Source organism: Achromobacter pestifer (genome assembly GCF_013267355.1).
Taxonomy (GTDB): Bacteria; Pseudomonadota; Gammaproteobacteria; order Burkholderiales; family Burkholderiaceae_B; genus Achromobacter; species Achromobacter pestifer_A.
On sequence record NZ_CP053985.1, the window covers coordinates 6,867,054 to 6,887,484 of the forward strand.

At 68.9% G+C, this 20,431-nt stretch carries 19 protein-coding genes; 3 read left to right on the plus strand and 16 right to left on the minus strand.

Annotated elements, in window-relative coordinates; all coding sequences use genetic code 11:
• Both FOC84_RS32285 and FOC84_RS32290 read right to left on the minus strand, forming a co-directional pair.
• Nucleotides 1-1,167: a substrate-binding protein gene (locus FOC84_RS32285; RefSeq protein ID WP_173149537.1), complete on the minus strand. Its 1,167-nt coding sequence runs from the start codon at nt 1,165-1,167 to the stop codon at nt 1-3.
• Nucleotides 1,168-1,198: 31 nt separating this feature from the next.
• A complete protein-coding gene (locus tag FOC84_RS32290) occupies nt 1,199-2,086 on the minus strand; it encodes a nitrilase family protein (protein ID WP_173149539.1) in 888 nt (295 codons plus the stop codon).
• A 288-nt stretch (nt 2,087-2,374) separates the two neighbouring features.
• Here FOC84_RS32290 and FOC84_RS32295 point away from each other — a divergent pair, with 288 nt between their 5' ends.
• The gene (locus FOC84_RS32295) at nt 2,375-2,998 is read left to right on the plus strand and encodes a chorismate--pyruvate lyase family protein (protein WP_173149541.1); all 624 of its coding nucleotides are present in this window, start codon (nt 2,375-2,377) and stop codon (nt 2,996-2,998) included.
• A gap of 10 nt (nt 2,999-3,008) precedes the next feature.
• Here FOC84_RS32295 and FOC84_RS32300 read toward each other — a convergent pair whose 3' ends face one another.
• From FOC84_RS32300 to FOC84_RS32365, 14 genes are all read right to left on the minus strand, one after another.
• The gene (locus FOC84_RS32300; RefSeq protein ID WP_173149543.1) at nt 3,009-3,872 is read right to left on the minus strand and encodes an isocitrate lyase/PEP mutase family protein; all 864 of its coding nucleotides are present in this window, start codon (nt 3,870-3,872) and stop codon (nt 3,009-3,011) included.
• A gap of 13 nt (nt 3,873-3,885) precedes the next feature.
• Complete coding sequence (locus FOC84_RS32305) at nt 3,886-5,283, minus strand: FAD-dependent oxidoreductase (protein ID WP_173149545.1); 1,398 nt, start codon at nt 5,281-5,283, stop codon at nt 3,886-3,888.
• Complete coding sequence (locus FOC84_RS32310; protein ID WP_088157723.1) at nt 5,280-5,888, minus strand: cysteine hydrolase family protein; 609 nt, start codon at nt 5,886-5,888, stop codon at nt 5,280-5,282. The genes FOC84_RS32305 and FOC84_RS32310 overlap by 4 nt, the downstream gene beginning before the upstream one ends.
• 11 nt (nt 5,889-5,899) lie before the next feature.
• Nucleotides 5,900-7,948: a hydantoinase/oxoprolinase family protein gene (locus FOC84_RS32315; protein WP_173149547.1), complete on the minus strand. Its 2,049-nt coding sequence runs from the start codon at nt 7,946-7,948 to the stop codon at nt 5,900-5,902.
• Nucleotides 7,945-9,615, minus strand: a complete 1,671-nt coding sequence (locus FOC84_RS32320) for a hydantoinase B/oxoprolinase family protein (RefSeq protein ID WP_173149549.1) — start codon at nt 9,613-9,615, stop codon at nt 7,945-7,947. The genes FOC84_RS32315 and FOC84_RS32320 overlap by 4 nt, the downstream gene beginning before the upstream one ends.
• Nucleotides 9,616-9,625: 10 nt before the next feature.
• Nucleotides 9,626-10,126, minus strand: coding sequence for a 3-isopropylmalate dehydratase (locus tag FOC84_RS32325; RefSeq protein WP_173149551.1), 501 nt, complete (start codon nt 10,124-10,126; stop codon nt 9,626-9,628).
• Nucleotides 10,123-11,391, minus strand: coding sequence for a 3-isopropylmalate dehydratase large subunit (locus FOC84_RS32330; RefSeq protein WP_173149553.1), 1,269 nt, complete (start codon nt 11,389-11,391; stop codon nt 10,123-10,125). Before FOC84_RS32330 ends, FOC84_RS32325 begins: the two co-directional genes overlap by 4 nt.
• 2 nt (nt 11,392-11,393) lie before the next feature.
• Entirely contained in the window at nt 11,394-12,104 is a 711-nt protein-coding gene (locus FOC84_RS32335) for an ABC transporter ATP-binding protein (RefSeq protein ID WP_173149555.1), read from the minus strand.
• Complete coding sequence (locus FOC84_RS32340; RefSeq protein ID WP_173149557.1) at nt 12,101-12,856, minus strand: ABC transporter ATP-binding protein; 756 nt, start codon at nt 12,854-12,856, stop codon at nt 12,101-12,103. The genes FOC84_RS32335 and FOC84_RS32340 overlap by 4 nt, the downstream gene beginning before the upstream one ends.
• The gene (locus tag FOC84_RS32345; protein WP_173149560.1) at nt 12,849-13,820 is read right to left on the minus strand and encodes a branched-chain amino acid ABC transporter permease; all 972 of its coding nucleotides are present in this window, start codon (nt 13,818-13,820) and stop codon (nt 12,849-12,851) included. The genes FOC84_RS32340 and FOC84_RS32345 overlap by 8 nt, the downstream gene beginning before the upstream one ends.
• Nucleotides 13,821-13,822: 2 nt before the next feature.
• Nucleotides 13,823-14,695: a branched-chain amino acid ABC transporter permease gene (locus tag FOC84_RS32350; protein WP_173149562.1), complete on the minus strand. Its 873-nt coding sequence runs from the start codon at nt 14,693-14,695 to the stop codon at nt 13,823-13,825.
• 2 nt (nt 14,696-14,697) lie between these two features.
• Nucleotides 14,698-15,903 (minus strand): ABC transporter substrate-binding protein, encoded by a 1,206-nt coding sequence (locus FOC84_RS32355; protein ID WP_173149564.1) that lies wholly within the window; start codon nt 15,901-15,903, stop codon nt 14,698-14,700.
• Between the two features lie 17 nt (nt 15,904-15,920).
• Entirely contained in the window at nt 15,921-16,718 is a 798-nt protein-coding gene (locus tag FOC84_RS32360) for a GntR family transcriptional regulator (RefSeq protein ID WP_173149566.1), read from the minus strand.
• Nucleotides 16,719-16,780: 62 nt separating this feature from the next.
• Nucleotides 16,781-18,487: a sensor domain-containing diguanylate cyclase gene (locus FOC84_RS32365; protein ID WP_173149568.1), complete on the minus strand. Its 1,707-nt coding sequence runs from the start codon at nt 18,485-18,487 to the stop codon at nt 16,781-16,783.
• Between the two features lie 117 nt (nt 18,488-18,604).
• Here FOC84_RS32365 and FOC84_RS32370 point away from each other — a divergent pair, with 117 nt between their 5' ends.
• The gene (locus FOC84_RS32370) at nt 18,605-19,246 is read left to right on the plus strand and encodes a hypothetical protein (protein WP_173149570.1); all 642 of its coding nucleotides are present in this window, start codon (nt 18,605-18,607) and stop codon (nt 19,244-19,246) included.
• On the plus strand, nt 19,239-20,342 hold the full coding sequence (locus FOC84_RS32375) for a hypothetical protein (protein ID WP_173149572.1): 1,104 nt from the start codon (nt 19,239-19,241) through the stop codon (nt 20,340-20,342). The genes FOC84_RS32370 and FOC84_RS32375 overlap by 8 nt, the downstream gene beginning before the upstream one ends.
• Nucleotides 20,343-20,431: the final 89 nt, after the last annotated feature.

The following is a 20,431-nucleotide window of genomic DNA, read 5'->3' on the forward strand; positions in this document are numbered from 1 at the left end:
TCACTTCAGGTCCGGACACTGGGCGCCCGGGTCGACTTTGTCGAAGGTCTGCAGGATCTTGATGGAACCGTCCTGCTGCACCTGTCCCAGGCGCATGGTCAGCGCCGCGTGGCGCTGGCGGTCCATGGTCACCGGGCCGCGCGGGCCGTCGAACGTGACCGCGCTCAATGCCTGCACCACCTTGGGCGCATCGGTGCCGCCGGCCTTTTCGACCGCCGCCTTGTACAGGTAGAAGGCTTCATACTGCGGCGCGGAGAACTCGTTGGCGGTCTTGGCGTCGTTGCCGAACTTCGCCTTCAGGCCGTCCAGGAATTTGCGGTTCTGCGGCGTGTCGATGCTGGTCAGGTACGAGGCCGACATGTACATGCCCACCGCCGTGTCGCCCATGGTCTTGGCGGTGCCCTCGTCGATCGCCAGATTGCCGTAAGGCATGGACAGGCCTGCCGCCTTGACCTGCTTGGCCAGGCTGACATTGGGCCCGCCGCCCGCCGTCGAGCTGATCAGCGCGTCCGGATTGGCCGAGCGTATCTTTGAAATCACCGGCGTCCAATCGGAGCCATCGATGGGCAGGTATTCCTCGCCCACCACGCGTCCACCCTGCTTTTCGATGTATTCCCGCGTGAACTTGAGCATGCCGCGGCCGAAGGCATAGTCGCTGCCGACCAGGAAGAAGGTCTTGGCCTTGCGGTCCTGCATGAAGTGATCCACCACCGGCGCGACCTGCTGCTCCGGCACCCAGCCGTTCACGTGCAGCCAGCGGTTGCAGGAACGGCCTTCATAGAATGACGTGTAGATGTACGGCACCTTGCCGCGCGACACGATGGGCAGCGCGGCATTGCGCGCCGCGCTGGTTTCCATGGCGATGATGGCGTCGACCTTCTTCTGGAACACCAGGGTGTCATACGCCTTCTGCGCCCCGACCGCGCCCGAGGCGTCATCGGCGATCTCCAGCACGATCTGGCGGCCCAGGATGCCGCCGGCCGCATTGATCTCATCGGCCGCCAGTTGCGAGGCTTGCACCACGCCTGGCGCGACCACGCTATTGGCGCCCGACAGGCCGACGGGCACGCCGATGCGCAGCGGTTCGGCGGCATGCGCGCTGGCCGCGCCAGCCAGCAATGCGACAAACGACAGACGGATCCGGCAGCTATTGAATAGGCTCTTCATGGGTTTTCTCCTTGGGGGGAACGACTGTCGTTCAGCGTTGCGCCAGGCTTGCCGCGCCCAACTGCTCGTCATAGATATCGCGGCGCCTGTCGCGCAGCACGTGGTTGAAATCATTCAATTGGCGCGCACGGCGCGAGGCCTTCAGGTCTATGGGCGCCAGCAGCACCTCCTCCTGGTCGACGCTGGCCGGCCCCGCGGCGGTCCAGCCCTGGGAGCCCACGATCAGGCTGCGGCCCACGAAGGGCTGGCCGCGCTCGGTGCCGATGCGGTCGGCGCACACCACCGTCAGGCCGTTGCTGTGGGCGCCGCCCATGGTCAGCGCGTGCGCCATGACCGGCCCGTCGCGCGTCTGTCCCGGCATCGGCACCCAATTGGTGGGCACCGCCACGATGTCCGCGCCGCGCACCGCCAGCAGCCGGTAGACCTCGGGAAACCAGCCGTCGTAGCAGATCGCCACGCCGATGCGTCCCAGCTCGGTATCGAACACCGGCAAGCCCAGGTCGCCGGCTTCGAAGTACAGATTCTCATCGCCCCACAGATGCAGCTTCCGATAAGTCCCCACATACCCTTCGGGGCCGGCGACCAGCGCGGAGTTGTAGAGACGGCCGCCGGCGCGTTCGGCGATGCCTGCCACCAGGTAGATCCCGAGCCGCTGGGCCAACGCGATCCATGCCTGCGAGCTGGGGCCTTCCGGCACCGTCTCGGCCAGGGCATGGGCTTCCTCGCGGCTTTCGAACATGTAGCCGGTGTTGGCCAGTTCGGGCAGCACCACCAGCCGTGCCCCCTGGGCCGCCGCCTGCTCCACCAGTTCGATCGAACGAGCGATGTTGGCGGCGACTTCGCCGATGGCGGGCTCCATCTGCACACTGGCCACCCAGGTCACGGAGGCGGGAGAACGTTGCGGATCCGACGCTTGCATGCGAGCTCCATATTCGGAAATTGAAAACGAAAAAGCCCCCGACCACGCATTGCGTGCACGTCGGGGGCTTTCATAGCCAAACTGTATGTTCAAGCAGCAATCATTGCTGCGGGGTACTGCAAGCCGTTCAGGTCAATGTTGACCGTGTGCGAATGATAGGGAGGCCCGGGTTCCTGGGACAATAAGTGCTTTCCCGGACGCTGGACCAGCCCGCCCAAGCGCGCCCGCGGCCGCTGCGTCATTGCGACGCATTGGGCCGTCCCGCCCGGCTTGGCATAATACGCAGCCATGAGCAAACCCGCAGCACATCACCCTCCTCTTGCCGCAGGCTGGCTGTCCAGCGCGCCGCCCATCCTGCCCCCTGCCCCGCGCCATTGGCTGTTCCGCCCCGGCGCGCTGACCGCCGGCCTGCGCCAGGTCGGCCAGGTGCGCCTGCGCGTGCTGGCCGAGTACGCGGATGGTGCGCCGCTGGATGAAGCCCGGGCGATGGGCATCGCGCCCGGCACGCCGGTGTGGATCCGCGAAGTGCTGATGTCGGTGAACGGCGTGGACAGCGTGCCCGCGCGCAGCCTGACGCCGCTGCGCGCGTCCCACGGCGCCTGGCAAGGCATGCGCCGCCTCCTGACGCGCCCGCTGGCCGACATGCTCTACCACGACAGCACGGTCGTGCGTACGCCTTTCGCCTGCCGCCGGCTGGCCTCGCCGGTACCGTTCCATGGCACCGCGCTGGGCGTATTGACCCCCACCGCACAGCGCGACCGCGACGCCGGCCGCATCTGGGCGCGTCGCTCCGTCTTCTGGCGCCAGGGCCAGCCGCTGCTGGTGGCCGAATGCTTCCTGCCGGCATTCTGGGAACTGGTCGCCGACCAGCCGGTGCCGCCGCTGGTGCCGCACCAGCGCACGCCGCGCTGAAGCGCCGGCCTCAGCCTTCGTAGCGGCGTCCGCGCTCCAACAGCTCGGGCGTGCCGATGACGGCGTTCAGGCCGTCGAAGTCCAGCATGCCCTCGCGCCACGGCGCGGTGGTGCCATGCGCGCGCAGGCTGCCGTAGTAGCCTTGCAAGGTATGAGCCACGGCGCGCGCCGTGCCGCCCGGGAAAATGACGATGCGGAATCCCAGCGCGGTCAGCGCATCGGCGCTTTGCACCGGGGTCTTACCCCCTTCGACCATGTTCGCCAGCAGCGGCACGCGCTGCGCAAAACGGCTGCAAGCCGCCTGCATCTGCTCGGGCGTGCGCAGGGCTTCGATGAACAGCGCGTCCGCACCCGCTTCCAGATACGACTCGGCGCGGTCCAGCGCGGCGTCCAGGCCTTCCACCGCCAGGGCGTCGGTGCGCGCCAGGATCAAGGTCGACGCATGAACGCGCGCATCCACTGCCGCCCGCAGCTTGCCGCCCATCTCCGCGGCCGGAATCACGGTCTTGCCGTCCAGGTGGCCGCAGCGCTTGGGAAAGGTCTGGTCCTCCAGCTGGATCATGGCCGCGCCCGCGCGCTCCAGGCCGCGCACCGTGCGCTGCGTGTTCAAGGCATTGCCGAAGCCGGTGTCGGCGTCCACGATGACGGGCGTGGCCACCCGCTCGGTGATGCGGGCCAGCGTGTCCTCGACTTCGCTATAGGTGGTGAGGCCGATGTCCGAACGCCCCAGCCGCGTGTACGCGATGGATGCGCCCGACAGGTAGAGCGCGCCGAACCCCGCCTGTTCGGCGATCAGGGCGGACAAGGCGTCATAGACGCCCGGAGCCAACACGGCGCCGCCGGCCAGCTGTGCTTGCAGATTCTGTTTTTGCATGGTCTGGAAAATCCTAGGAAAGCTCGCGGCCCAGCAACGATGCGGCGGTCGCCGCGGCGATATGGCCGCCCGCCACCGCGCTGAGCAGGCCATTGCCCGACAGGTAGCCGGACACGTCGTTGCCCGACACGCCGCGTGCCGCGCCGCCGGCGGCCAGCAGATTGGGCAAGGCATGGCCCGCCTGGTCCAGTACGCGGCAGTGCGCGTCGATGTCCAGGCCGCCTTGCGTATGGAACAGCGCGCCCGTCACCTTGATGGCGTGGTATGGCGCTTGCAGCGCGCGCTCGAAGCGCCGGCCGTGCACATCGGCGGCGTCGGGGGCCACGCCCGCGAGCGTCCCGCGCAGCGTCGCTTCGTCGCAACCGATCAGGGCCGCCAGCGCCGCGACGTCCACGCAGGTCTTCAGCGCCTGGCCCGCTTCCGCCTGGACGAAGTCCGGGAAGCCGCGCGCCAGCGCCAGCGTGCGGTCGTCGAATACGTTCCAGGCAAGGGCGCCGGGTTGCGCCAGCACATGGACCGCGGCCTCGGAGTAACCGTGGGTCTCGTCGTGAAAGCGCCGCCCCGCCCCGTTGATCTGCACACCGCCGTCCATCATCACGGCCCAGGAAATCAGCGCGCCCTGGGCCGCGGCCCAGGAACCGTGGCCCTGATAGCCGCCCAGGTCGGCCAGATGCGCGCCCAGCTGAGCGCCCCATTCGATCGCGCTGCCGTCATTGCCGACATGGCCGCCGTAGACGGCCCCGCGCATGGCCGGCAAATACTCGCCCACCATCGCCGCATTGCCGCCAAAGCCGTTGCAGGCCAGGATCAGCACGTCGCAGCCGATCACGTCGATGGAGCCATCCGGCCGCTCGCAGCCCACCGCCGTAATGCGGCCGGCTTCGTCCGTCCAGATCTGCCGCGCCAGGGCGCGGGTCAGCAAGTAGGCGCCGGCCCCCGTGGCGGCGCGCTCCAGCGCGGCAACCAGGGCAGCGCCGGTGCGCTCGGGCAAGGTGTGCATGCGGCGGGCGGTATGGCCCGGGTACAGAAAGCCGTCCAGCACCTGGAAATCCAGTCCGTGACGCGCCAGATTGTCCACGGCGGCCGCGGCCGCCCCGGTGTAGGCGGCCACCAGCCGTGGCGCGGCCGTGCCGCCAGCCTTGGCCTGGATGTCGGCGGCAAAGCGCTGCGCGTCGTCCTCGATGCCGGCGGCCCGCTGCGCCGCCGAGCCCGCCGCCGGAATGAAGCCGGACGACAACGCGGTGGAGCCGCTGGGCGCCGCATCGCGCTCGATCAGCACGGTTTCGATGCCAGCCTCGGCCAGGCGCAGCGCGGCGGTCAGGCCGCAAGCGCCGGCGCCGATGATGGCCACCGGCACATGCATCGCGTCCGCGCCGGGCGCAGCGCCCCGCAGGACCTGCGGCGCACTCACGAGGCCAGCCTGTCCAGGAAATCCTGGCAGGACAGCACATCGGCCACGGTGCGCAGGTCCGCCAGCGCGGCATCGTGCATGGCCGGCGTGGGCGCGGCGCAGCCGTCGGCCAGCACCGCCACGTGATAATCCCGCATGTGGGCGTCGCGCGCCGTGCTGGCCACGCCGCCGTTGGTGACGATGCCGGCGATCACCACGTTGGAAATGCCCGCGCGCCGCAGCACCCAGTCCAGTTGGGTATTGAAGAAGGCGGAGTACGCCACCTTCCACACCGACACGTCCACCAGTCCGTCCAGCTCGGCCACATTGGCCTGCCCCTTGGAGCCGGCGACGAAATCACCCTTGCGCAGGAACGGGCGCAACTGCCGCAGATGCGGCGAAATCATGGGTTCGCCATGGGCGTCCGGCCACAGCGTGAACTGGCTGGCCGCCACGAAGCCGCCTCGCTCCTTGAGCTTGCGGGCCACGGGCGCCACGCGGGCGGGCAAGGCGCGCGCCTGCGGGCTGACCGCGCCGCCGCGGTCGTAGGCGCCGCCTGGCGCCAGGAAGTCGTTCTGCAGGTCGATGATGACCAGCGCGGTGCTGCGGGGATCGAAGGCAGACATGGGCGCGGCTCCTAGGAAGCTTGGCGGGCGATCAGCAGATTGCCCAGGGAATCGACCTGGCCGCCAAAGCCCGGTTCGATCCAGATCGTGGTGTCCGGCTGCTCCAGGATGGCGGGGCCCGCCACCTCTGCGCCCACCGGCAGGTCCAGCCGCGCATGGCGCACGGCGTCGTGCCATTGCCCGCCGTGGAAAACGGCTTGCGTGCCCAGCGCATCCGGCATCTCGGTGCTGGTCGGCGCCAACAGCGCCAGGTCGAACTTGGGCCGCTGGCCGATGCGCGCATAGCGCAGGTTCAGGATGCGCACGGCAATGCCTTCCAGGCTGCGGCCGAAGGCGGCGCGATAGGCACGGTCGAACGCGGCGCCGATGCCCGCGAGGTTCAGTTCGGCGCGGCTGACTTCGACCCGCACGGTATGGCTCTGGCCGACATACAGCATGTCCAGCTCGATGCTCTCGCGTATGCCCTCGAAGCCCACGCCGGCGGAATCCAGCCGATCCTGGCAAGCCAGCGCCAGGCCGTCGATACGGGCCAGCAAGTCGTCGGCGTCCAGGGCGGCCAGCGCCACGTTCAGGGTCTGCACGCCGTCATGCCGCATGTCGGCCATGACGCAGCCCAGGGCCGAGGTCACGCCGGGATAGCGCGGCACGATGCCGCGAACGGCGTCCACCTCGTTCATCATGGCGCAAACGTGCAGCGCGCCGCCGCCGCCAAACGGCATGTAGGCGAACTTGCGCGGATCGTGGCCGCGCTCAATGGAAACGACGCGGATCGCGCCCGCCATCTTGGCGTTGGCCACGGTCAGGATGGCCTCGGCCGCGGCGTACACGTCCAGGCCCAGCGGCTTGGCCACGTGTTCTTCGATGGCGGCGCGCGCCAGCGCCACGTCCATGCTGGCGAGCAGGCCGCCACCCAGCGGCCGCTCGGCCGCGATGCGGCCCAGCAGCACATTGGCGTCGGTCACGGTGGGACGGGTATTGCCGCGGCCATAGCAGGCCGGACCCGGCACGCTGCCGGCGGATTCGGGGCCCACCTGCAGCAGGCCGCCCGCGTCCACGCTGGCGATCGAGCCGCCGCCCGCGCCTATGGTTTCGATCTGGATCATGGGCGCGCGCACCACCATGCCGAAGTCGATGGCGGTCTGCGCCGACAGCGAAGCCTCGCCGCCCGCCACCAACGACACGTCGAACGAGGTGCCGCCCATGTCACCGCTGACCACGTTGGGAAAGCCCGCGGCGCGCGCGATGGCGGCGCAGGCGATGACGCCCGCGGCCGGGCCCGACAGCGCGGTGCGCACCGGCACGTCGCAGGCCGTCTGGCGCGACATCACGCCGCCGTTGCTCTGCACCACCAGCAGTTCGCCGCCGAAGCCATTGTCCTTGAGGTCCGATTCCAGCCGCGTCAGATAGCCGCCGACCACCGGCTGCAGCGAGGCGTTGAGCACGGCCGTGGAGCAGCGCTCGAATTCGCGGATCTCAGGCAGCACCTCGGTGGCGGCGGTGACATTGCCATTGGGCCACAGCGCGCGCACGCAGGCCGCGGCCTGCGCCTCGTTGGCCGGGTTGGCATAGGCATTGACGAAGAACAGGCAGACCGCCTCGCAGCCCTGCTCCAGCAGTTGCCGGGCGGCGGCCTCGACCTGCGCCAGGTTCACCGGCGTATGCACGGTGCCGTCCGCCAGCACGCGCTCCTCGACTTCCAGGCGCAGGTCGCGCGGGACCACGGGCTCGTAATTGCCGCGCAGGCCCCAGGTCTGGGGCCGGTCGCGCCGGCGCATTTCCAGCACGTCGCGAAAGCCCGCGGTGGTGATGATGCCGGTGCGCGCCACCTTGCGCTCCAGCAGCGCGTTGGTGCCTACCGTGGTGCCGTGCACGATGGTGGCGATGGCGCCAGCGCCGTCGGCCACGCGGGCGATGCCGTTCATGAAGCCGCGCGCTTCCTCGCCGCGGGTGGAAGGCACCTTCACCACGCGGGCGCTGCCGCCCGCCTCGTCCAGCACGAATATGTCGGTGAACGTGCCGCCCACGTCCACGCCTACGACCAAACCTTGTGCCGCGCTCATGCCGACTGCTCCTTCAGATTTTCACTTACGTAACCCATCTTGCGGTCGTGCTCACGCGCCGCCTGCGCACGCGCGGCGGGCTCGCCATAGCCGCCACCGCCGGGCGTTTCCAGGCGCACCCGGTCGCCGCGCTTGAGCTGGATGCCCAGCATCTTCGAACGCATGGGCGGGGTCTGCCAGCCGCCGTCCTGCTGATAGCGGAAGACGTTCAGCGCCGCTTCCCGCCCGCCGGCAATGCCCTTGGGCGCGCTCTTGCCGCGTTCGCCGAAGATGAAGGCCTCGGCGCTGTCCTCCAGCAATTCGATCTCATAGATGGCGCCCAGGCCGCCGCGGTGCTCCCCGTCGCCCGCCGAATCGGGGCGCAGCGCCCATTGCGTGAAGCGCACGGGATAGGCCGCCTCCAGGATTTCCAGCGGCGGAATCGTCGCGGTGGAGATGGGCGCGTTGCCGTGGCTGAGCCCGTCGCCGTCCGAATGGCCGCCGTGGCCGCCGCCGAAGAAGCTGAACATCACCCAGCGCTGGCCGCGCCGGGCGGGATCGCTGCGGTAGCCGGCGATCGACAAGGCATTGATGGTGCCGTAGGCCTGCGCCAGCGCGCGCGCCGGCTCGGCCTGGGCCATGGCGCAGAAAATCACGTCGATCATGCGCAGAATGGTTTCGGTATAGCCGCCGACAGGTCGCGGACGGTCCGCCGAGATCACCAGGCCGTCCGGCAGCGCCACGTCCACCGCGTCCAGCACGCCGGCGTTGGCCGGCACGTCCGGGAACAGGTGTTTCAAGGCCACGTAGCAGGCCGCGATCGCCGTGGCCCGCGAGATATTCACCGGACCGGCGCAGGCAGGCGACGTACCGGTGAAGTCCAGCGTCAGGCGCTCGCCCTGGACCTTAAGCTTGAGCGCGATGCGTAGCGGCTGGTCGCGCACGCCGTCGTTGTCCAGCATGTCCTCGAAGGCGTATTCGCCGTCGGGCAGGCGCGCGATGTGGTCGCGCATCAGGCGCCGCGCCCGTTCGCGCAGCGTGTCCAGCGATTCCAGCACGGTGGCGTCGCCGTACTCGTCGAGCAGGCCGTCCAGCCGGCCCGCGCCCAATTCCAGCGCCGCCAACTGCCCGTTGAGGTCGCCCCAGAGGCTGTCGGGCAAGCGGGTATTGGCCTGCAGGATGGCCAGCACGTCCAGGTCCAGCACACCTGCGCGCACGATGCGCACGGGCGGAATCTGCACCGCTTCCTGCCAGCACTCGGTGGCGGCGGGGTTGTAGTTGCCCGGCACCGCGCCGCCCACGTCGTGCCAGTGGGCCGCCGACGCCAGGAAGCAGAACAGCTTGCCGCCGCGGAACACCGGACGCACCAGCTTGAAGTCGTTGGCGTGGGTGCCGCCTTCGTAGGGATCGTTGAACAGCCAGACGTCGCCGTCCACCATGCCGCCGCGACTGGCGGCCGCCTTGGCCGCGGCCTTGACGGCGAAGGCCATGGCGCCCACGAATACGGGCAGGCCGGACTTGCCCTGCACCAGCGTGGCGCCGGTGGCCGCGTCGTACATGCCGTGGCAGGCGTCGTGGGCCTCGGCGATGATGGGATTGAACGCGCTGCGGTACAGCGTGGCGTCCATCTCGTCGGCGATCTGTTCCAGGCGGCCCTTCAGGACCGCGAGTGTGACGGGATCAAGCATGATGTGGTTCCTAATGAGTCTTGCGCTGTTTCAGCAGATTCAGCAGTCCGCCGGCCTGCACCATTTCCAGCAGAAAGGCGGGCACGGTGTCGCAATGCAGTTCAATGGGGTCGCCTGCGGCGCGGCGGATGCGTCCCGCGCCTGGGTCCAGGGCAATGAGTTCGCCCTCTTCCAGGGTTTCGGCCTGTCCGCAAGTCAGCAGCAGCAGGCCTACGTTGAAGGCGTTGCGGAAATACAGGCCGTTGAAGGATGGCGCGACCACCGCGGCGATGCCCAGGCGCACCAGCGCCGCGGCGGCCTGCTCGCGCGAGGAGCCGATGCCGAAGTTGGGGCCCGCCACCAGCACGTCGCCTGGCCGCGCTTGCGCGGCGAACTCGGGCCGCACCCGTTGCAGGCAATGGCGCGCGATCTCGTCGATGCCGAATTTCATGTAGGCGCCTGGCGCCAGCGCATCGGTGTCGATATCCGCGCCCACGCGCCAGACGCGATGCGTCACGGACTGCTCGGTCATGCCATGAACTCCCTGGGGTCGGCGATGCGGCCGGCGACGGCAGAGGCCGCCACCGTGTAGGGCGAGGCCAGGTAGACCTGGGCGGTTTCCGAGCCCATGCGCCCCTTGAAATTGCGCGCCGTGGTGGAGATGACGCTGGCGTCGTCGGGGATGGACCCGCCGTAGCCCGCGCAGGCGCCGCAGGACGTGGCCAGCACCTGCGCGCCGGCATCGCGCAGCACTTGCATGACCCCTTCCTGTTCGGCCTGGCGCTGGTCCTTCTGGCTGGCCGGCGCCACCATCAAACGCATGCCGGCGGCCAGTCGGCGGCCGCGCAGCACACTGGCGGCTGCGCGCAGGTCCTCCAGCTTGGCGCCGGTGCAGGCGCCGATGTAGGCCACCTGCACCGGCACGTCGGCGTACTGATCCACATCGCGCGCATTGGCCGGGCTGTGCGGCGCGGCAACCTGGGGTGCCAGCGCCGCGGCGTCGAAATCGTGCCATTCGGCCTGCGCGCCCTCGTCGCTGCGCCAGCGCGCCAAGTCGATATCGTCCGTGATGCCCGCCTCCCGCAGATAGGCGACGGTGGTTTCATCGGGCGCGATCAGGCCCACCTGCGAGCCCAGCTCGGCGCTCATGTTGGACAGGGTCATGCGCTCCTGCATCGACAAGGCGCGCACCGCTTCGCCACAGAACTCCACCGCCTGATAACGGCCGCCGTTCATGCCGTAGCGTCCTATCATGCGCAGCATCATGTCCTTGGCGGTCACGCCTGCCGGCAGACGGCCGTTCCAGCGCATCATCAGGGTCTGGGGCACTTTCACCCAGATCTTCCCGGTGACCGCCACGCCCAGCATTTCAGTGCTGCCGATGCCGAACATATAGGCGCCGAAAGCGCCGCCCGTGGGCGAGTGCGAATCCCCTCCCACGCAGAACATGCCCGGGCGGATATGACCGTGCTGCGGCACCACCACATGGCAGATGCCGAGCGAGTCGTAGACGTTGGGCAATTGCTGTTCGGCCGCCCAATCGCGCGCAATGCGCACGATGCGGCGCGACTCATCGTCGGATTCAGGCACATAGTGGTCGATGACCAGCACCACTTTTGACGGATCCCACAGCGCGGCGCCCAGTTCCTGCAGCATCGGCTGCAAGCGGCGCGGACCGCTGGAATCGTGGAACATCGCCAGGTCGACGTCACAGGTGACGATTTCGCCCTCGGCCACGCAAGCGCGGCCGCAAGCCGCCGCGATCAGCTTCTGGGCCAGCGTTTGAGTCTCGGCCATGGCTACATCCCGAGATAGGCCCGGCGCACGTCGTCGCTGGCCAGCAGTTCCGGACAGGCGCCGCTATAGCGCACCGTCCCGTTTTCCAGCACGTAGGCGCGCTGTCCCGTTTCCAGCGACTGGCCCACGTTCTGCTCCACCAGCAGGATCGCCAGCCCCTCGCCATGCAGGCGCCCGATCAGGCCGAACAGCTCTTCGACCATCAGCGGCGACAGGCCCAGCGAGGGCTCGTCCAGGATCAGGAGGCGCGGCTCGGCCATCAGGCCGCGGCCGATGGCCAGCATCTGCTGTTCGCCGCCGGACATGGTGCCGGCCAGCTGCGCCAGGCGTTCGCGCAGGCGCGGGAAGATATGCAGCACTTTTTCCAGATTGGCGGCGCGACGCTCGCGCGCCCTCGTGAAGGAGCCCAGCTCCAGATTTTCGCGCACGCTCAGGTTGGGAAACACGCGCCGGCCTTCCGGCACCTGGATCAGCCCGGCCTTGACCACGTCGCGATAGTGGCGGCCGGTCAGGTCCTGCCCTTCGAAGCGCACCGTGCCACCCCAGGGCCGGCACAGGCCGCAGACCGTATTGTTCAGCGTGGACTTGCCGGCGCCGTTGCTGCCCAGCAGCACCACGATCTCGCCCGGGTCCACCCGCAGGTCGACGCCGCGCAGCACTTCCATGCGGCCGTAACCGGCGCGCAGTCCCTGGACTTCCAGCAGCGCGCTCATGCCGGCGCTCCCTGGGCGGCCAGCCGCGCCGCCGCGCCCTGGCCCAGATAGGCCTCGACCACGGCCGGATCACGCGTGACCTCGCCCGGCGTGCCCGAGGCGATCAGGCGGCCCTGAGCCAGCACCCATACATGTTCGGCCAGGCTCATCACGGCGCGCATCACGTGTTCGATCATCAGCACGGTCACGCCATCGTCGGTCAGCTGTTTCACCACCGGTATCATCTCGTCGATCTCGCTGGGGTTGAGCCCCGCCAATACTTCGTCCAGCAGCAGCAGGCGCGGCCGTGTGGCCAGCGCGCGCGCCAGTTCCAGGCGCTTGCGCCCCGCCACCGTCAGATCGGCCGCCGGCCGGTCCAGCAAGGCTTGCAGGTTGACCCGCGCCGCGACCGCTTCGGCCTCGGCCAAGGCCTCGCGGCGATTGCCCAGCCGCAGGTGCGCGCCCACGGCGATGTTCTGGCGCACCGTCTGCGCGCCGAAGGGCTGCACGATCTGGAAGGTGCGGGTCAGTCCGAGCCGCGCCGACTCGTGCGGCGGGCGGCCGGTGATGTCCGCACCCGCGAAATGCACCGAACCGGAACCCGGTTTGAGAAAGCCGGACAGCAGGCCGAACAGCGTGGTCTTGCCCGCGCCGTTGGGCCCGACCAGCGCAGTCAGCGAACCCTGGCGCACGTCCAGGCTCACATCCTGGACTGCCTTCAGGCCGCCGAAGGTGATGGACAGATTGCGCGCTTGCAGCAGGATCTCAGGCACGGGCGCGCTCCTTGGCACTGAACAGGCGGCCCAGCGCCTGGCCGCTACCGGTGATGCCGCGGGGCAGGAACATCACGATCAGGATGAGCACCACGCCGTAGATGACCATGCTGATGCCCGGCAACTCGCCGAACAGGTTGCGCGTCAGGTCGCTCAGGAGATGCAGGGTCACCGCGCCCAGCACGGGGCCCCACAAGGTGCCCAGGCCGCCGACGATGGCGCCGACCAACGCTTCCACCGACACCGCCGAACCGAAGGCGATGCCCGGGTCGATGTACTGGAACACCTGCACGTAAAAGGCCCCCGCCGCGCTCATGAACGCGGCCGACAGCGCGATGCCGCCGAGCTTGACCCGCAGCGGATTCACGCCGATGGCGCGCGCCGCGTCCTCGTTGTCGCGCACGGCCTGCAGATAGGCGCCGAAGCGCGAATGGCGCAGCCACGCGGTGACCACCAGCGCCAGCAGCACGAAACCCAGCAACAGGTAGATGTAGCCGCGGCGCGAGCCGAACTGCATGTTGGCCACACCCTCCTGCAGCGGCACCATCAGCCCCACCCCGCCCCCGGTGAACGACACCGACAACGCCAGGATGCGGAACACCTCGGCGAACGCCAGCGTCACCAGGGCGAAGTAGGAACCCTTCAGGCCATAGCGGAACGTCAGTCCGCCTACCGCCAAGCCAACCAGCGCGCCCAGCGCAATGGCCATGGGCAGGGCCAGCCAGGGATTGATCCCCAGGTTGAGCTGCCCCAGGGCCTGGGCATAGGCGCCCACGCCGAAGAACAGCGCATGGCCGAACGACAGCTGGCCGCCGTAACCGCCCAGGATGTTCCAGGCCTGCGACAGCAGGGCCGCGTACAGCGACATCATCACGAACGTCAGCGCCACGCCCGACTCGGTCAGCGCGGCCGCGGCCGCCAGCGCCGCGCCGAACAGCGCGATAGTCAAAAGATCCTTGCCCATGCTCAGCCCCTCGCCCCGAACAGCCCCTGCGGGCGAAACAGCAGCACCGCGATGAAGATCGCGAATATGCCCATCTGGCCCAGCGAGTCGCCCAGGAACAGGCCCCCGATGGACTCCACCACCCCGATCAGCAGGCCGCCGACCAGCGCGCCGACAAAGCTGCCCATGCCGCCCAGCACCACGATGGTGAAGGCCACCAGCACGAAGCCGCCGCCCACTTGCGGGTTGACGTAGTAAGCCGGCAGCAGGAAGCAGGCCGCCGCGCCCAGGCAGGCCATGCCGATGCCGAACGACAGCGCGTAGACCTTCTCCACGTCGATGCCCATGAGCTTGGCGCCCTGCTTTTCCTTGGCCACCGCGCGTATCGCCCGGCCCAGATCGGTGCTGCGGATGATCCAGAACAGCACCGCCGCCACCGCCAGCGCGCCCCAGAAGGCGATGACCTTGGGCAAGGCGATCATGGCCGGCCCGATCTCCACCGTGGACAGCGTGTAGGCCGTGTCGATGGTGCGCGTGTCCGACTTGAACCACACCAGCGCCAGGTTCTCCAGCACGATGGCCAGGCCCAGCGTCACCAGCAGGATGTTCTCGTCCTTGCCGTGGCTGGCGCGGTTGATCACGTAGCGCTGCAAGGCGTAACCCAGCACGAACATGCCAGCCACCACCAGCGGCAAGGCGGCGTAAGGATCGATGCCCAGGCGGTCCTTCAACAGGTACACGGCGTACAGCGCCACCATCAACGCCGCGCCATGGGCGAAGTTGATGATGTGCAGCACGCCGTAGATCAAGGTCAGGCCCAGGGCGATCAGCGCGTACACCGCGCCCGTGGTCAGGCCGTTGAGCACCGAGGCAAGGAGGATGGCGGGATCGAGCACGCTCAGGCCTTCAGCGGGAAGATGGCGTCGGCCTGGCGGTAGTCGGCCGGGATGACGACCTTGATGTCGCCGCCGATCACCTGCGTCAGCAGGGGCTGCGCGCCGGTGTTCTGGCCGTCCACGAACTTGGTCGGGCCGTAGGGCATGATGTGGTTGGAGAACGTGCTGGAGGCCAGCGCATCGATGATGGCGGCGCGGTCGGCGGACTTGGCGCGCTCCAGCGCGTCGGCCAGCAGCAGCACCGAGGTGTAGGTCATGAAGACCTCGTAGCTGAAGTAGGCGCCCTTCTCCTCGACACGCGCCTTCAGCGGCGCCACGCGCGCGTCCTTGGGGTTGAACCAGTGGTTGCAGTCGAGGATGCCGTTGGCGATGTCGGGGAATTCCTTCAGGAACTTGTAGCTGGAGGCCGCGCCGCCCAGCACCGAGTAGATCGCCTTGGGCTGCACCTTCTGCTGCTTCATGGCGCGCAGCAGCAAGGCGTACTCGTTGTAGTAGTTGGCCGGGATCACGATGTCCGGGTTGAGGGACTTCATGCGCAGCACGATGTTGTTGAAGTCGCGGGTCGGGTTCGGGTGCTTGACCACGTCCTTGACCTCGAAGCCATGCTGCGGCAGCGCCTTGGACAGCAGCGCCGCGGTGCCGGTGCCGAACAGCGAATCCTCGTGCACGATCATCACGGTCTTGGCCGGCTTGCCCGCCGCGTCGTTGAGCGCGGCCAGGTCGGTGATGGCGCGTTCGCTACAGGCGCGGTAGCCCGGGCCGAAGCGGAAGGTGTTCTTCAGGCCGCGCTCGACGATCTGGTCGGCCACGCCCACGTCCACCACGTGCGGCAGGTTGTACTTGGCCGCGGTCTGGGTCGTGGCCAGGCAGATCGCCGAGGCGTAGGCGCCGACGATGGCCGAGACGCCCGCCTCGTTCATTTTCTCGACCTCGGCCGAACCCGCCTCGGGCCGCGACTGCGCATCGCCCAGCACGGCCTCAAGCGGCGCGCCGCCCAGCGACTTGATGCCGCCGGCCTTGTTGATGTCCTCGATCGCCAGCAAGGCGCCCAGGCGGCATTGTTGGCCCGAATAGGCCAGCGCCCCCGTCACCGGATGCAGGATCCCGACCTTCACGGGCTTGGCGCCCTGGGCGCGGGCCACCCACGGCGCCGACACCATGGCGGCTGCGGCGGCGGATTGATAGAGGAAAGTGCGGCGCGAATTCATGGGCGATCTCCGAGGGTTCAATGGAATTGGGCGGACAGCTCTTCGCTGACCCAGACCTTGGCGTCGATGCTGCCGACGCGTGACAGCTGCAACTGGTACTGATAGCGATCGGGGCGGTACAGGCCTTGCAGCAGCTGCACGGGCCGTTCATTCACGTCACGCACGATGCGCGTCACGGCCAGCAGCGCCGAGCCCACGGCCACGTCCAGGTGGCGCGCCACCTGGGCGTCGGCCAGCCGCGCCGAAATGGTCTGGGTGGCGCCGCCGAACTCCACGCCGGCGGCTTCCAGCAGCATCAGCAAGGGTTCGCGCTCCAGGTCATCGCGCGTGAAATCGGCCACGGCCTGGGGCACGTAGGTGGTGATGTGGGACAGCGGCCCGGCCTCGGTGCTGCGCACCCGCAGGCTCTTGTGCACGGGCGCGCCGGGCGCGAGGTCCAGCGCTTCGGCCACCACGGGCGGCGCCGACACCAGGGTGCTGTCCAGCACCCGCACCGAGGTGCGCAGGCCCATGTTGACGATGTTTTCCAGCAGACCGGTCAGATGCGCCTTCTGCTGCGGATTGGCCTTGGGCGCGCTGGCCGGATTCGCGGGCGCGCGCAGCGGCCAGGTACCCAGGCCCGGCCGGCGCGACACCAGCCCGTCGGCCACCAGCATCTCCATGGCCTTGCGGATGGTGATGCGGGCCACGTCGAACTGGTCGGCCAACGCGTGCTCCCCGGGCACGCCGTCCTGATCGAAACGCCCCTCCTGCACCTGCTCGCGCAGGACGAGGTAGATCTGGTGGTACTTCGGCAGCGGCAGTGAGGTTCCCATGACGGGAACTCTAGGGGTGTCCTAATGTACCGTCAATGGAACAAATGCCATTGACGGTTGTTCTATCGGGAAAACACTGAGGGCGCGGACTCGATGCGGTTACGCCCGCGCTGCTTGGCGCAATACAGCGCACGGTCGCTGCGGCTGAGCGCCAGCTCGGCGTCGGCGTCCAGGGTGTGCATGGTGGAGATGCCGATGCTGACCGTCAGCGGGATATGCCGGTCGTCGCCCAGCGAAAACGGGGCCGCCGCGATGCGCTGCTGCACCCGCGTGGCGAAGGCGCGCGCGCGCTCGATGTCGGTGTCCGGCAGCACCACGGCGAATTCCTCGCCGCCGATGCGCCCCACCAGGTCGACCGCCCGCAGCTGCGCCCGCAGCGTATTGGCGAAATGCTGCAGCACGCCATCGCCGATGGCATGGCCCCAGGTGTCGTTGATGCGCTTGAAATGGTCCAGGTCGCACATCAGCACGGCGGCGCAGTCGCTGCCCTGCCGCTTGATCCGGGCCAGCTCCGCCGCGATGCGCGACATGAAATGGCGGCGGTTCGGCAGCGTGGTCAGGGCGTCGGTGGCGGCAAGTTCGCGCAATTCGAAGTCGGCGCGCTTGCGGTCGGTGATGTCGGTCACGAAGCCATGCCAGACCACGGCGCCGTCAGCTCCTTTGCGCGGGCTGGCGTCGCCCTGGCGCCAGCGCAGGCCCTGCTGCGGCAGGCACACGCGGAACTCAAGATGCCAGGGCATCTGCGCCGCGGCCGCGGCCTGCAGCGAGGCGTGGTAAGTGGCCAGGTCCTCGGGATGGACGCGCTGCTCGATCGCCGACGGACTCGTGCGGACGTCGTAGGGAGTCAGCTCGAACATGTCCCAGATGCCGGCGCTGACGTACAGGAAGCGCGACCCGCCCTCGGGCCGCTGGCCGCACTGGAACACCATGCCAGGCACGGCGTCGGTCAGGTTGACCAGCAGGTCCGCCGTGCGCCGCAGGCGCTCCGACATGGCGCGCATGGCGCTGATGTCGGTGGTGGTGCCCATCATGCGCAAGGCCTGGCCCGCCGCATCGCGGCTGACGACCTTGCCGCGGCTGCAGATCCACTTGTAACTGCCGTCCTTGCAGAGGATGCGATGCTCGACCTCGTAGCTTTCGGTCCGGCCCTCGAAATGCGCCTGCATGGCGGCGCGCACATAGTCGGCGTCGTCCGGATGCAGGCGCTTGTAGGAATCCTCGATGCGATTGGTGACTTCGAATTCGGTATAGCCCAGCAAGGCCTTCCAACCCGGCGAATACGTGATTTCGCCGGTCACGACGTTGCGGTCCCAGATCCCCGTGCCGCTGCCGGCGATGGCCATGGACAGATTGCGCGCCTCGGTGCGCCAGCCGTCTTCCGCCGCCCGTTCCGCCGCCAGGGCCTGCCGCTTTTCCACGGCCGCGACGGCCAGTTCGGCGAAATCGCGCAGCGCGTCCAGGTCCTCGTCGCCGAAGTCCCGAGGTTGGCCGTGCAGCAATCGGAACGTGCCCAGCCGGCGGCCATCGGAGGCGCGCAGCGGGCAATCCACGGAAAAAGGAAGCATGCCGGCGCTGGCTGCGGGCAAGGCGCCCGCCTGGGCCTGCCAGACGCCGTCGGCGTCGCTGCAGGCCACCAGCGCCAGGTCCACGCCGAAATGCCGCCTGGCCAAGCGGGCGAGCCGGTCCAGGGGACCGTCGAGCCCGGGTTGCACATTTTCCGCGCCACCGGCGGGCGCGCATGCAGGGGGAACGTCACCTGTTGCTGGCATTTCTGGACCTGATTCAACACTGGGTTCATAGACATGACCATGCCGGTGGCCATGTCTGACATTTTGTCACGCTCTGCACCAAAATAGCATCATTTTGAACGATATGATCACCGGCCTATGGAACACCCTATCCGCGTGCCCCCAGGCTGGCTGCAACGTGCCTGGCTCCTGCTGCTGGCCTTCCTGATCACCCTCCCTGGCGGCATGGCCCAGGCCCAGGCATTCGACCGCCAGGCGGAGAATGCCCGCTACCGGCAGTGGCTGGCGGACTTCCGCGCCGACCTGCAGCGCCTGCGGCAGTCGCCCGATCCGGCCAAGGCCGATATCGACAGCCTGTTCGCGAAGACCATCGCCCCGGGATCCCGCGCCACCCAGCTGGTCAAGACGCTGATCGAGGCGCCCGGCGACTCCACCAGCGGCGAGATCCACTACGCCGGCTTCCAACGCATCTTCCTGGCCGCCCTGGCCGACGCCGTGGTGGCGGGCGACGGCGGGGATTACCCGGAAACGCAGGCCAAGTATCAGAAACAAGTACTGCGCGTGCGTTACATGCATGTGGACGGCGGCGGCCGCCTGGAGCCTTTTTTCAAGGACCCGGACGTCTTCAAGCCCTACCGCCTGCCCGCTCCCGGCACCCTGGAGCGCGACGCCTACCCCTTCCTGCTGTTCGAGGACCATGACGGCAAGCTGCGGCTGGGCGGCGTGTCCAAGGAGTTCTGGGCGCTGCTGAAGTTCATGGACATGCTGCAATATGCATAAGCGACTGGTCCTGCTGCTGGCGGCCATCGCGCATGCCGGCCCCGCGCTGGCGGCCTGCGGCCCGGCTGCCGTTGATTTCGCCGCGCCCGTGGCGCTGACGGCGGTGCCCGTCTCGGTCGGTCTGGGCGGCGACCGCGTCCTGCTGGGCCGCCAGGGCGAACGCATTGCCGCCCGCAACACGCCGGCATGGGTCGAGGATGGCGGCGATCCGCTGCCCCGCTCCTGGATGGACAAGGTCGATTGGTCCGCCTATCGGCTGGACAAGGCCTCACAGGCGCCCGCGAGGCTGTATTTCGACGGCGACGGCCGGCTGTGCCGCGCGGAACACTATGAGATCCCCCGCGACGGCGGCGCGCCCTTCCTGGCCGGCGGTTACACGCTGGAGTACGACGGCGCCGGCGCCCTGACACGCGTGATCGAGTACGAACAGACCTCGGTCCGCCGGCCCGCCACCTACGAGGCAAGCCGCCAGACCTGCCTGAAACGCGATGGCCGGGGCGCGCTGACCGCATTCATCAATGAGGCTTGCGACGACAAGCAGGAACCGGCCGGCGGCCGGTTCTACGCGCGCGACGCCGCGGGCCGCCTGCTGCGCGCCATCGATACCACCTCGCAAGGCGGCGCCTTCCAGGTCCAGACCTATGATGCCCAGGGCCAGCCGCAGCAGCGCTATCTGCGCCGCCATTCTCCCGGAGATGGCGCCAGGTCCTACGCCGATGCCGCGCACGCCTCCTCCGACTCCCGCCCTTATCCGGTGCGCCGGGAAGAATTGGCCAAGCTGTCCACCGAGGTGCCGGGCAATGACTGGCGTATCGTGAGCATCGCCGACGAGGTGCCGCTGGACGACACCGACATGCAGTCCTGGAATCCAGACACGCAAACCATCCTGGCCCAGGGCGTGACCGACGCGCAAGGCCGCGCGCCGCTCGCGGCCAACGCACAGGAGCGCGTCTGGCAGGCCATGCGCGACAAGCCTGGCAGGATCTTCTGGTACTCGGATTTGATGAGCCGGGTGCTGCTGCTGCCTGCGATGGACGAGGCCCGCTGGCGCGCCTGCGCCGATCCCGCGAATCAGGCCGCCGACGCCTGCGGCTGAGGCGCGCCGCCGCCCGCGGCGATGTACCCAGCGCCACGCGCAACGAGGCCGTCAGCGGAATCGCGTGGGGGTACGCCGCGGCAATCGAC